The organism is Streptomyces morookaense, from assembly GCF_013030945.1.
GTDB lineage: Bacteria > Actinomycetota > Actinomycetes > Streptomycetales > Streptomycetaceae > Streptomyces > Streptomyces morookaensis.
In genome coordinates, this window is record NZ_JABBXF010000061.1 from 50213 (window position 1) to 62925 (window position 12713).

The 12713-nt window shown below is 72.3% G+C and carries 13 protein-coding genes; all 13 read left to right on the plus strand.

Annotation, left to right across the window (positions count from 1 at the left end):
• Positions 1 to 8 precede the first annotated feature (8 nt).
• The 13 genes from HG542_RS24195 to nusB all read left to right on the plus strand — a co-directional run bounded on the left by HG542_RS24195 (position 9) and on the right by nusB (position 12596).
• Complete coding sequence (locus tag HG542_RS24195; RefSeq protein ID WP_171084835.1) at positions 9 to 356, plus strand: DUF6167 family protein; 348 nt, start codon at positions 9 to 11, stop codon at positions 354 to 356.
• Positions 356 to 3025, plus strand: a complete 2670-nt coding sequence (gene alaS / locus HG542_RS24200) for an alanine--tRNA ligase (protein WP_171084837.1) — start codon at positions 356 to 358, stop codon at positions 3023 to 3025. The genes HG542_RS24195 and alaS overlap by 1 nt, the downstream gene beginning before the upstream one ends.
• A 5-nt stretch (positions 3026 to 3030) precedes the next feature.
• The gene (gene ruvX, locus HG542_RS24205; protein WP_171084839.1) at positions 3031 to 3495 is read left to right on the plus strand and encodes a Holliday junction resolvase RuvX; all 465 of its coding nucleotides are present in this window, start codon (positions 3031 to 3033) and stop codon (positions 3493 to 3495) included.
• A 134-nt stretch (positions 3496 to 3629) separates the two neighbouring features.
• Positions 3630 to 5219 (plus strand): endolytic transglycosylase MltG, encoded by a 1590-nt coding sequence (gene mltG / locus HG542_RS24210; protein ID WP_171084840.1) that lies wholly within the window; start codon positions 3630 to 3632, stop codon positions 5217 to 5219.
• A complete protein-coding gene (locus HG542_RS24215) occupies positions 5216 to 6061 on the plus strand; it encodes a shikimate dehydrogenase (RefSeq protein ID WP_171084842.1) in 846 nt (281 codons plus the stop codon). The genes mltG and HG542_RS24215 overlap by 4 nt, the downstream gene beginning before the upstream one ends.
• A gap of 139 nt (positions 6062 to 6200) precedes the next feature.
• Positions 6201 to 7385 (plus strand): chorismate synthase, encoded by a 1185-nt coding sequence (aroC, locus tag HG542_RS24220; RefSeq protein ID WP_171084844.1) that lies wholly within the window; start codon positions 6201 to 6203, stop codon positions 7383 to 7385.
• Positions 7382 to 7915, plus strand: coding sequence for a shikimate kinase (locus HG542_RS24225; protein WP_171084846.1), 534 nt, complete (start codon positions 7382 to 7384; stop codon positions 7913 to 7915). The genes aroC and HG542_RS24225 overlap by 4 nt, the downstream gene beginning before the upstream one ends.
• Before the next feature lie 7 nt (positions 7916 to 7922).
• The gene (aroB, locus tag HG542_RS24230; RefSeq protein WP_171084848.1) at positions 7923 to 9011 is read left to right on the plus strand and encodes a 3-dehydroquinate synthase; all 1089 of its coding nucleotides are present in this window, start codon (positions 7923 to 7925) and stop codon (positions 9009 to 9011) included.
• On the plus strand, positions 9008 to 9448 hold the full coding sequence (gene aroQ, locus HG542_RS24235; protein WP_171084850.1) for a type II 3-dehydroquinate dehydratase: 441 nt from the start codon (positions 9008 to 9010) through the stop codon (positions 9446 to 9448). Before aroB ends, aroQ begins: the two co-directional genes overlap by 4 nt.
• 133 nt (positions 9449 to 9581) lie before the next feature.
• Positions 9582 to 10358: an AAA family ATPase gene (locus tag HG542_RS24240; RefSeq protein WP_171084852.1), complete on the plus strand. Its 777-nt coding sequence runs from the start codon at positions 9582 to 9584 to the stop codon at positions 10356 to 10358.
• Positions 10359 to 10426: 68 nt separating this feature from the next.
• Positions 10427 to 11536, plus strand: a complete 1110-nt coding sequence (locus HG542_RS24245; RefSeq protein WP_171084854.1) for an aminopeptidase P family protein — start codon at positions 10427 to 10429, stop codon at positions 11534 to 11536.
• A 56-nt stretch (positions 11537 to 11592) separates the two neighbouring features.
• The gene (efp, locus tag HG542_RS24250; protein ID WP_171084856.1) at positions 11593 to 12159 is read left to right on the plus strand and encodes an elongation factor P; all 567 of its coding nucleotides are present in this window, start codon (positions 11593 to 11595) and stop codon (positions 12157 to 12159) included.
• Between the two features lie 2 nt (positions 12160 to 12161).
• Positions 12162 to 12596, plus strand: a complete 435-nt coding sequence (nusB, locus tag HG542_RS24255) for a transcription antitermination factor NusB (RefSeq protein ID WP_171084858.1) — start codon at positions 12162 to 12164, stop codon at positions 12594 to 12596.
• The last annotated feature ends 117 nt before the right edge of the window (positions 12597 to 12713 follow it).

Here is a 12713-nt window from a genome sequence, read left to right on the forward strand (position 1 = left end):
CCCCAGAAATGTTTCGCCGCGCCTTCTGGTTCACCACCGGTGTAGCCGCCGGTGTGTGGGCCACGACCAAGGTCAACCGCACGCTGAACAAGCTCACGCCGGAGAGCCTGGCCCTGCAGGCCGCGGACCGCGCGGTCATCGCGGGCCGTCGGGTCAAGCTCTTCGCGCTCGACGTCGCGGACGGCATGGCGCACCGCGAGGCGGCGCTCAAGGACGCGCTCGGGCTGAGCGCGCCGGAGCCGGAGCCCGGCCACCGCGCCCTGCCCGGTCAGCGCCCCCAGCCCGCCCTCGGCCGGCAGTACCCCAAGCACCACACCTACAACTCGACCAATTCGACCCGGAAAGAGGACCACTGATGGAGTCGGCTGAAATCCGCCGCCGCTGGCTGCGCTTCTTCGAGGAGCGCGGGCACACCGTCGTGCCGTCGGCTTCGGTCATCGCGGACGACCCGACGCTGCTGCTGGTCAACGCGGGCATGGTCCCCTTCAAGCCGTACTTCCTCGGCGAGGTCAAGCCGCCCTTCCCGCGCGCCACCAGCGTGCAGAAGTGCATCCGCACCCCGGACATCGAAGAGGTCGGCAAGACCACCCGGCACGGCACGTTCTTCCAGATGTGCGGCAACTTCTCCTTCGGCGACTACTTCAAGGAAGGGGCCATCAAGCTCTCCTGGGAGCTGCTGACGAAGCCCGTCGCCGACGGCGGCTTCGGCCTGGAGCCGGAGAAGCTCTGGATCACCGTCTACCAGGACGACGACGAGGCCGAGCAGATCTGGCGGGATGTCGTCGGCGTCCCCGCCGAGCGCATCCAGCGCCTGGGCAAGAAGGACAACTTCTGGTCCATGGGCGTCCCCGGCCCCTGCGGCCCGTGCTCCGAGATCAACTACGACCGCGGCCCCGAGTTCGGCGTCGAGGGCGGCCCGGCCGTCAACGACGAGCGGTACGTGGAGATCTGGAACCTGGTCTTCATGCAGTACGAGCGCGGTGAGGGCGCCGGCAAGGAGGACTTCCCGATCCTCGGCGACCTGCCCAGCAAGAACATCGACACCGGTCTCGGCCTCGAGCGCCTGGCGATGATCCTGCAGGGCGTGCAGAACATGTACGAGACCGACACCCTGCGCGTCGTGATCGACAAGGCCACCGAGCTGACCGGCGTCCGCTACGGCGCCGCCCACGACACCGACGTCTCGCTGCGCGTGGTCGCCGACCACATCCGCACCTCCACCATGCTCATCGGTGACGGCGTCACCCCCGGCAACGAGGGCCGCGGCTACGTCCTGCGCCGCATCATGCGCCGCGCCATCCGCAACATGCGCCTGCTGGGCGCCACCGGCCCGGTCGCCGGCGAGCTGTTCGACGTGGTCATCAAGACCATGGGGCAGCAGTACCCGGAGCTGGAGACGGACCGCAAGCGCATCGAGACCGTCGCGCTCGCCGAGGAGGCCGCCTTCCTCAAGACGCTGAAGGCCGGCACCAACATCCTCGACACGGCCGTCACCGACACCAAGGCCGCCGGCGGCACCGTCCTGGCCGGTGAGAAGGCCTTCCTGCTCCACGACACCTGGGGCTTCCCGATCGACCTCACCCTCGAGATGGCCGCCGAGCAGGGCCTCTCGGTGGACGAGGCCGGGTTCCGCCGCCTGATGAAGGAGCAGCGGGACCGCGCCAAGGCCGACGCCATGGTGAAGAAGAGCGGCCACGCCGACCTCTCCGCCTACCGCATCCTGGCCGACGAGTCCGGCGAGACCGCCTTCACGGGCTACACCCACACCGAGAACGAGGCCACGGTCGTCGGTCTGCTGGTGGACGGCGTGCCCTCGCCCGCCGCCACCGAGGGCGACGAGGTCGAGGTCGTCCTCGACCGCACCCCCTTCTACGCCGAGGGCGGCGGCCAGCTCGCCGACCAGGGCCGGATCAGGCTCGACAGCGGTGCGGTCATCGAGGTCCGCGACGTGCAGAAGCCGGTTCCGGGCGTCAGCGTGCACAAGGGTGTCGTCCAGGTCGGCGAGGTCACGCTCGGCGCATCCGCCTACGCCGTCATCGATGTGACGCGCCGTCGGGCCATCGCCCGCGCCCACAGCGCCACCCACCTCACCCACCAGGCGCTCCGCGACGCCCTCGGCCCGACGGCCGCCCAGGCCGGTTCCGAGAACTCGCCCGGCCGCTTCCGCTTCGACTTCGGCTCGCCGGCCGCCGTGCCCGGCACCGTGCTCACCGACGTCGAGCAGAAGATCAACGAGGTCCTCTCCCGTGAACTCGACGTCCACGCCGAGGTCATGAGCCTGGACGAGGCCAAGAAGGCCGGTGCCATCGCCGAGTTCGGCGAGAAGTACGGCGAGCGCGTGCGCGTCGTGACCATCGGCGACTTCTCCAAGGAGCTGTGCGGCGGTACGCACGTCGCCAACACCGCCCAGCTGGGCCTGGTGAAGCTGCTCGGCGAGTCCTCGATCGGCTCCGGCGTGCGCCGCGTCGAGGCCCTGGTCGGTGCCGACGCCTACAACTTCCTGGCCAGGGAGCACACGGTCGTCGCCCAGCTCACCGAGCTGGTCAAGGGCCGCCCGGAGGAGCTGCCGGAGAAGATCTCCGGGATGCTCGCCAAGCTCCGCGAGGCCGAGAAGGAGATCGAGCGCTTCCGCGCCGAGAAGGTCCTGCAGGCCGCCGCCGGTCTGGCCGACGGTGCCAAGGACGTCCGCGGCGTGGCCCTGGTGACGGGGCGGGTGGCCGACGGCACGAGCGCCGACGACCTGCGCAAGCTGGTCCTCGACGTGCGCGGCCGGATCAACGGCGGCCGCCCGGCCGTCGTGGCCCTGTTCACGGTGGCCAACGGCCGTCCGCTGACGGTGATCGCCACCAACGACGCCGCCCGCGAGCGCGGTCTGAAGGCCGGTGACCTGGTGCGCACGGCCGCCAAGACCCTCGGCGGCGGTGGCGGCGGCAAGCCGGACGTCGCCCAGGGCGGCGGCCAGAACCCGGAGGCCGTCGGCGAGGCCATGGCCGCCGTCGAGCGTCTCGTCACGGAAGCGGCCTGATCGCGGTGCGACGCGGCAGGCGCATCGCCGTGGATGTCGGGGACGCCCGGATCGGGGTCGCCTCGTGCGACCCCGACGGGGTCCTCGCCACCCCGGTGGAGACCGTTCCCGGCCGGGACATCCCGCAGGCCCACAAGCGGCTGGCGGCGATCGTCGCGGAGTACGAACCCATCGAGGTCGTCGTCGGCCTGCCCCGCTCGCTCAGCGGGCGGGAGGGCCCGGCGGCCGCCAAGGTGCGGACCTTCGCCAAGGAGATGGCCCGGCGCATCGCGCCGGTCCCGGTCCGGCTGGTCGACGAGCGGATGACAACCGTCACAGCGGCACAGGGCCTGCGGGCCTCGGGCGTCAGCTCCAAGAAGGGCCGGTCCGTGGTGGACCAGGCCGCGGCCGTGGTGATCCTGCAGAACGCCCTGGAGACCGAGAAGGTCTCGGGGCGGCCCCCGGGCGAGGCCGTCGACGTGGTCATCTGATCGCAATACGGTAACGTTCCGCGCGACATGGCAGCTGTTCGAATCTCTGCCGGGCAGGACGAGATATCGGACCTGCGCTCCGCGAGGCTTCAAGGGGCGCTCATCGGCTGCCGCTGTGCGGCACTAGGGGATAGATGACTGAGTACGGCCGGGGTCCCGGCTCCCAACCGTGGCACCCCGAGGACCCCCTGTACGGGGACCAGGGGTACACCGGGCAGCAGTACGCCGCGCAGCAGCAGCAGGTGCAGCAGCCCCCCTACGGTCAGCAGCACTACCCCGGTCAGCAGCAGTACGGCTGGGACCCCTCGCAGGACACGGGGGGTCCCTACGCCGCACAGCCCGGCGCGGTCCCGTACACCGAGCAGCACACGGGCCAGTACCCGGTCGGCCATACCGTCGAGCAGGCGGATCACTACGGCCACACCGACCCCTACCCGCCGCAGCACCAGGAGCAGGTGCCGCAGCAGCAGACCGCGTACGTCGGCGAGCAGCGCACCGCCGAGGCGGAGCCCGCGGACGACCGGATCTCGCTCTTCGACGACCCGGCCGAGGACCCGGCGGTCCCCGCCGGTACCGACGAGGAGGCCGGCGAGGCCGAGCCCGCCGGGGAGCGCAAGCGCGGCCGCGGGCGCACCAAGAAGCCCAAGAAGCGCCGCAGCGGCACGGCTTGTCTGCTGGTCGCCGTGGTGCTGGTCGGCGGCGTGGGTGGCCTGGGGTACCTGGGCTACGACTACTGGCAGGCCAACTTCGGTCCCGCGCCCGACTTCGACGGCGAGGGCACCGGCCAGGTCCAGGTGGTGATCCCGAAGGGGTCGAGCCTGACCCAGATGGGCCAGATCCTGGAGAAGAACGGCGTGGTCAAGAGCGCCCGCGCGTTCGCCGAGGCAGCCGACAAGAGCGCCAAGGGCAAGGGCATCCAGCCGGGCACGTACAGCCTGCGCAAGGAGATGTCGGCGCAGGCGGCCATCGCCATGATGAGCGACAACACCAACTTCCTGACCTTCGGCGAGGGCACCCGGGCCGTCGACGTCTACGCGGCGATCGACAAGAAGCTCGACCTCAAGCCGGGCACGACCAAGGACGTCGCCAAGGACCAGGCGAAGAACCTGGGGCTGCCGGACTGGGCGAACGACGACCCGAAGATCAAGGATCCGCTGGAGGGCTTCCTCTTCCCGTCGCAGTACAACGCGGGCAAGGGCACCAAGCCGGAGGACATCCTGCGGCAGATGGTGGCCCGCGCGAAGGACAACTACGCGCAGCAGGACCTGGACGGCAAGGCGAAGGAACTCGGCCTGAAATCGCCGATGCAGCTCGTCACCGTGGCCAGCCTGGTGCAGGCCGAGGGCGTGACGCACGACGACTTCCGCAAGATGGCGCGGGTCGTCTACAACCGCCTCAAGCCCACCAACACCGAGACGAACGGCAAGCTGCAGTTCGACTCGACCTTCAACTACCTCAAGAACCAGAGCAAGATCAACATCGGGACGGCGGAGATCCACTCCGACCAGGACCCGTACAACACCTATGTGCACAAGGGCCTGCCGCCCGGCCCCATCGGCAACCCCGGCATGGTCGCCCTGCAGGCGGCCATGGACCCGGAGCAGGGGGACTGGTACTACTTCGTCTCCATCGACGGCAAGACGCAGTTCGCCACCACCCTCGCCGAGCACGACAAGCTCGTCCGCGAGTTCAACGACAGCCAGAAAAAGAAGAAGCAGGGATGAGTGACCTGACGCAGCACCGCCGCCGTGCGGCGGTGCTCGGTTCGCCGATCGCCCACTCGCTCTCCCCGGTGCTGCACCGGGCCGCCTATGCGGAACTGGGCCTGCAGGACTGGACGTACGACCGCTTCGAGGTCGACGAGGCCGCGCTGCCCGCCTTCCTGGACGGCCTCGGCGGCGAGTGGGCCGGGCTGTCCCTGACCATGCCGCTCAAGCGTGCGGTCATCCCGCTGCTGGACGAGGTCGGCCCGACGGCCCGCTCGGTGGAGGCGGTCAACACCGTCGTGTTCACCGAGGACGGCCGGCGTCTCGGCGACAACACCGACATCCCCGGCATCGCGGCCGCCCTCGCCGAACGCGGCGTCGAGAAGACGGGTTCCGCCGCCGTCCTCGGCGCCGGGGCCACCGCCTCCTCCGCCCTCGCCGCGCTCGCCCGCATCTGCACCGGCGAGGTCACCGTCTACGTCCGCAGCGCCGAGCGCGCGGCCGAAATGCAGCGGTGGGGCGAGCGGCTCGGCGTCCCCGTGCGCACGGCGGACTGGGCGGACGCCGCCGAGGCCTTCGCCGCCCCGCTGGTCGTCGCCACCACCCCCGCCGGTGCCACCGACGCGCTGGCTGCCTCCGTGCCCGAGCGGCCCGGCACGCTCTTCGACGTGCTCTACGAACCGTGGCCGACCCCGCTGGCCGCCGCATGGCAGCAGCGCGGCGGCCAGGTCGTCGGCGGCCTGGACCTGCTGGTCCACCAAGCCGTCCTCCAGGTCGAGCAGATGACCGGCCGTGCCCCGGCCCCGCTGGCCGCGATGCGCGCCGCGGGCGAGACCGCGCTGGCCGCCCGCGGCCGCTGACGGCGTCCCGGAACCTGACGCATCAGGTCCACACCCTGGACCGGCAGCCGGGGAAAACCCCGCGGCATGGGAGGATCGGGGGTGGCGGACCGGGTTGCCGCGGCCGCCACGATCCGAGGTGTGAGCAAGAGGAGTCCCGTTGAGCAGGTTGCGCTGGCTGACCGCAGGAGAGTCGCACGGCCCCGCACTCGTGGCGACGCTGGAGGGCCTTCCCGCCGGCGTGCCGATCACCACCGAGATGGTGGCGGACCACCTGGCCCGGCGGCGCCTCGGCTATGGACGCGGCGCGCGTATGAAGTTCGAGCGCGACGAGATCACCTTCCTCGGCGGCGTCCGGCACGGCCTCTCCCTCGGCTCCCCCGTCGCCGTCATGGTCGGCAACACCGAGTGGCCGAAGTGGGAGCAGGTCATGGCGGCCGACCCCGTCGACCCCGACGAGCTCGCCGCCCTCGCCCGCAACGCCCCGCTCACCCGGCCCCGTCCGGGTCACGCGGACCTGGCGGGCATGCAGAAGTACGGCTTCGACGAGGCGCGGCCGGTGCTGGAGCGGGCCTCGGCCCGCGAGACGGCGGCGCGGGTGGCGCTGGGCGCGGTCGCCCGGTCCTTCCTGAAGGAGACCGCCGGCATCGAGATCGTCTCGCACGTCGTCGAACTCGCCGCCGCCAAGGCCCCGTACGGCGTCTACCCGAAGCCCTCGGACGTCGAGCGTCTGGACGCCGACCCGGTGCGCTGCCTCGACCCCGAGGCGAGCAAGGCGATGGTCGCCGAGATCGACCAGGCCCACAAGGACGGCGACACCCTGGGCGGCGTCGTCGAGGTCCTGGCCTACGGCGTGCCCGTCGGCCTGGGTTCGCACGTGCACTGGGACCGCCGCCTGGACGCCCGCCTGGCCTCCGCGCTGATGGGCATTCAGGCCATCAAGGGCGTCGAGCTCGGCGACGGCTTCGAGCTGGCGCGGGTGCCCGGCTCGCAGGCGCACGACGAGATCGTGCCCACCGAGGACGGCATCCGCCGCGCCACCGGCCGCTCCGGCGGCACCGAGGGCGGCCTGACCACCGGCGAACTGCTGCGCGTGCGCGCCGCGATGAAGCCGATCGCGACCGTGCCCCGGGCGCTGGCCACCGTCGACGTGACCACCGGCGAGCCCGCCCAGGCGCACCACCAGCGCTCCGACGTCTGCGCGGTCCCCGCGGCCGGCATCGTGGCCGAGGCCATGGTGGCGCTGGTGCTGGCCGACGCGGTGGTCGAGAAGTTCGGCGGCGACAGCGTCGCCGAGACCCGCCGCAACGTCCGCGGCTACCTCGACAACCTGGCCGTCAAGTGACCCCCGCCGTCGTCCTGGTGGGCCCGCCGGGAGCCGGCAAGTCCACCGTCGGTGCCCTGCTCGCCGAGAAGCTGGGCACCGGCTACCGGGACACCGACGCCGACATCGAGCGGACGGCCGGCAAGCCCATCCCGGAGATCTTCATCGACGAGGGCGAGCCGCACTTCCGCGAGCTGGAGCGGCAGGCCGTGCGCACCGCCGTGGCCGAGCACCCAGGGGTGCTCGCCCTCGGCGGCGGCGCCGTCATGGACCCCGCCACCCGCGCCCTGCTCACCGGCCTGCCCGTGGTCTTCCTCGACGTCGAACTCGCCGACGCCGTGCACCGGGTGGGCCTGGACACCCCGCGCCCGCTCCTCGCCGTCAACCCGCGCAAGCGCTGGCGCGAGCTGATGGAGCAGCGCCGCCCCCTCTACACCGAGGTCGCCCGGGCCGTCGTGGCCACCGGCGGCCGGGCCCCCGCCGAGGTCGCCGACGCCGTGCTCGACGCGCTCGGCCTCCCCGCCGGCCCCACACCGGACATCACGCAGTGAGGAACCCATGACGGACGCCCCCACCCGTATCCAGGTCGCCGGCAGCGCGGGCACCGCGCCGTACGAGGTCCTGGTCGGGCAGCAGCTGCTGGGCGAGCTGCCCGCTCTCGTCGGCCCCGCCAAGCGGGTCGCGGTGCTGCACCCCGAGGCCCTCGCCGCCACCGGCGAGGCGCTGCGCGAGGACCTCGCGGCCCAGGGCTACGAGGCCATCGCCATCCAGGTGCCCAACGCCGAGGAGGCCAAGACCGCCGAGGTCGCGGCCTACTGCTGGAAGGCGCTGGGCCAGTCGAACTTCACCCGCACCGACGTGATCGTCGGCGTCGGCGGCGGCGCCACCACCGACCTGGCCGGCTTCGTCGCCGCCACCTGGCTGCGCGGGGTGCGCTGGATCGCCGTGCCCACCACGGTGCTGGGCATGGTCGACGCGGCCGTCGGCGGCAAGACCGGCATCAACACCGCCGAGGGCAAGAACCTCGTCGGCTCCTTCCACCCGCCGGCCGGGGTGCTGTGCGACCTGGCCGCGCTGGAGTCGCTGCCGGTCCACGACTACGTCAGCGGCCTCGCCGAGATCATCAAGGCGGGCTTCATCGCCGACCCGGCCATCCTGGACCTGATCGAGGCGGACCCCGAGGCGGCCCGCACCCCGCAGGGCCCGCACACGGCCGAGCTGATCGAGCGCGCCATCCGGGTCAAGGCCGAGGTCGTCTCCGGCGACCTCAAGGAGGCCGGCCGCCGCGAGATCCTCAACTACGGGCACACCCTCGCCCACGCGATCGAGAAGAACGAGCGCTACGAGTGGCGGCACGGCGCGGCCGTCGCCGTCGGCATGGTCTTCGCCGCCGAACTCGGCCGCATCGCAGGCCGGCTGGACGACGCTACCGCCGACCGGCACCGCATGGTGCTGCAGGCGGTGGGCCTGCCCGTCACCTACCGCGGCGACCAGTGGCCCAAGCTGCTGGACACCATGAAGGTCGACAAGAAGACCCGCGGCGACCGGCTGCGCTTCATCGTCCTGGACGGCCTGGCGAAGCCGGCCGTGATGGAGGCGCCGGATCCGGCCATGCTGCTGGCCGCGCACGCGGAGATCGCAGCGTGAGCGGCCGCCGGGTTCTCGTGCTCAACGGCCCCAACCTGGGCCGTCTCGGCTCCCGGGAGCCCGATGTCTACGGGGCCACGTCCTACGCCGGGCTCGTGGAGGAGTGCACCGCCCTCGGCGCCGAACTCGGCTTCGCCGTCGAGGTGCGGGAGACCAACGACGAGGGCGAGCTGATCCGCTGGCTGCACGAGGCCGCGGACGGCTCCGTGCCCGTCGTCATCAACCCCGGTGCGTTCACGCACTACTCGTACGCCATGCGCGACGCGGCCGCCCAGCGCACCGCGCCGCTCATCGAGGTGCACATCTCGAACCCGTACGCACGCGAGGAGTTCCGGCACACCTCCGTGATCGCGGCGGTCGCCAGCGGCACCGTCGCGGGGTTCGGCATCGGCTCCTACCGGCTCGCGCTGCGGGCCCTCGCGGAGCAACTCGCCTGACCCCCGCGGCGCGTCGGGCACTCGGCGCCCGCCCCGGCCGTTGACCCCACTGCGGCCGGGCGGGCGGGCGCGCTCCGGTACTCTCCCGTCCGGCCGTGCTTGCGGCCCCTTCTCGAGACTGGAGTGCCACCGGATGCAGCACGCAGTGGGAGCGCCGCTGCCGCCGCCCCACCCCCCGATGCCGCCGGGCCCCGCCCCGGCGCCCGGCTGGTCCGCGCCCGCGCCGCCTCCTGCGGTGCCGCCGGGACCGCCGCCGACCCCGCCGTCCTCGCCGCCCGTGCCGTCCGACGGCGCGACCGGGCACTTCGCCCTCGCCCCCGGACTGCCCGTGCCGCCGCCCGTCGACGCGGCGCACGCCGCCGTGGCGGTGCTGCTCATCGGCCCGGCCGGGGCGGGCAAGACGACGGTCGCCCGGCACTGGGCCGACCGCCGTGCCGTGCCCACCGCCCACATCAGCCTGGACGACGTGCGCGAGTGGGTGCGCTCCGGCTTCGCCGACCCGCAGTCCGGGTGGAACGACAACTCCGAGGCGCAGTACCGCCTCGCCCGGCGCACCTGCGGGTTCGCCGCCCGCAACTTCCTCGCCAACGGCATCTCCTGCATCCTCGACGACGCCGTCTTCCCCGACCGCCCGGTCGTCGGCCTCGGCGGCTGGAAGCGGCACGTCGGCCCCGGCCTGCTGCCGGTCGTCCTGCTGCCGGGCCTGGACGTGGTCCTGGAGCGCAACGCCGAACGCACCGGCAACCGCCGCCTCGACGACGAGGAGGTCGCCCGGATCCACGGCCGTATGGCGGGCTGGTACGGCTCGGGACTGCCGATCATCGACAACTCCCAGCAGGACGTCGCCACCACGGCCCGGCTGCTGGACGAGGCCGTGGCGCGGTCCCTGGCCGGTGCTGCCGGGCGCTGACCGCCGGGAACGCCCGGTCGGACGCGCTGAACCGGCCGCCCGCCGCCGCCGAACGTACGCTCGGAACCATGTCCGAGGTCTACGCGGCGCGCCGCGCGCGGCTGCGCGAGCGCTGTGCGGCGGGCGGCAGCGAGGCCGCCCTGGTGTCCGGCGACGCCAACGTCCGGTATCTGTCGGGCGGTGCGCCGGCCGGTGCCGTCCTGCTCGTCGGCCCCGACCGCGATCTGCTGGTCTGCACGGCGGACCCGTACGCCGACGCCACCGGCCGCAGCCGTCCCGGCGAGGACGTCCAGGTCGAGGTGCTGACGGCCCCCGACGGCGACCCGGCCGTGGCCGCCGCGGAGCGGGCCGGTGCGGCGGGGGCCCGCTCGCTGGCCGTCGAGGAGCACCACCTGACCGTCAGCCGCCACCGCGCCCTGCGCTCGGTCGCACCCGGGCTGCGGCTGGGCGACCTGGGCCCGGCCGTCGAGCAGCAGCGGGTGGTCAAGGACGACGAGGAGATCTCCTGCCTGCGCATCGCCGCGGAGATCGCCGACCAGGCGCTGGGCGAACTGCTGGAGTCGATACTGGTCGGGCGCACCGAACGGCACCTGGCGCTGGAGCTGGAGCGCCGCCTGGTCGACCACGGCGCGGGCGGCCCGGCCTTCCCCACCTCGGTGGGGGCCGGGCCGAACTCCGGGCTCGCCGGGCACGTGCCCACCGACCGCCGGGTCGAGGAGGGCGATTTCCTCAGCGTCTGCCTGGGCGCCGACTACCGCGGCTACCGCAGCGAGATCGGCCGCACCTTCGTCATCGGCACCTCGCCGGCGGACTGGCAGATCGAGCTGTACGACCAGGTCTTCGCCGCCCAGCGCGCCGGCCGCGAGGCGCTGGCACCGGGCACCGCGTACCGCGACGTGGACCGGGCAGCCCGTGTTGTACTGGAGGCAGCGGGCCTGGCGGAGCACACCGGACCGAGGATGGGACACGGTGTGGGTCTGGAAAACGACGAGGACCCGCGGCTGGCGCCGTCGGCAATGGGTAAACTGGACGCTTGCGTGCCGGTCACCGTAGATCCGGGGGTTCACCTCCCGGGGCGGGGCGGCGTCCGGATCGATGACACGCTCGTCGTCCGCCCCGAGGCGGACGGCGGACCCGAGCTACTCACCATTACGACCAAAGAGCTGCTCGCGCTCTGACGGAGCGCATCGCACTTTCTGGTTCCACCAGCTGCAGTCCAGGAGATACCGCAACCGTGGCATCCACGAACGACCTCAAGAACGGCATGGTGCTCAAGCTCGAAGGCGGCCAGCTCTGGTCCGTCGTCGAGTTCCAGCACGTCAAGCCCGGCAAGGGCCCCGCCTTCGTCCGTACGAAGCTGAAGAACGTGCTCTCCGGCAAGGTCGTCGACAAGACCTTCAACGCCGGCGTGAAGGTCGAGACGGCCACCGTCGACCGCCGCGACATGCAGTTCTCCTACATGGACGGCGAGTACTTCGTCTTCATGGACATGGAGACCTACGACCAGCTCATGGTCGACCGCAAGGCTGTCGGCGACGCCGCCAACTTCCTGATCGAGGGCTTCACCGCCACCGTCGCCACGCACGAGGGCGAGGTGCTCTACGTCGAGCTCCCGGCCGCCGTCGAGCTGGTCATCGAGCACACCGAGCCCGGTGTCCAGGGCGACCGCTCCACCGGTGGCTCCAAGCCCGCCAAGCTGGAGACCGGCTACGAGATCCAGGTCCCGCTCTTCATCACCACGGGCGAGAAGATCAAGGTCGACACGCGCACCGGTGATTACCTCGGTCGGGTGAACAGCTAACCGTGGCCGCCCGCAGCAAGGCCCGTAAGCGTGCCTTCCAGATCCTCTTCGAGGCCGACCAGCGCGACAGCACCGCGCTGGCCGTCCTCGCGGACTGGGTGCGGCACTCCCGGTCCGACGACCGACAGCCGCCGGTCAACGAGTACACGATGCAGCTGGTCGAGGGCTACGCGAAGCATGTCGCGCGGATCGACGAGCTGATCGCCGCCTATTCGGTGGACTGGCCCCTCGACCGGATGCCCGTCGCCGACCGGAACATCCTCCGGCTCGGTGCGTACGAGCTGATCTGGGAGGACGGCACGCCGGACGCCGTGGCGATCGACGAGGCGGTGCAGCTCGCCAAGGAGTTCTCCACCGACGACTCGCCCGCGTTCGTCAACGGCCTCCTCGGCCGTTTCAAGGAGCTCAAGCCGAGCCTGCGCCGCGACGACGCGTAGCCGCTCCGCTGGGAGCGCGGTTCTGCGAGTACTGGCCGTCGGTGGCTGGTCGCGCAGTTCCCCGCGCCCCTTCGGGGCGCGGCTCCGCACCGCGATGCGTAGCCGCAGGCACGAAAA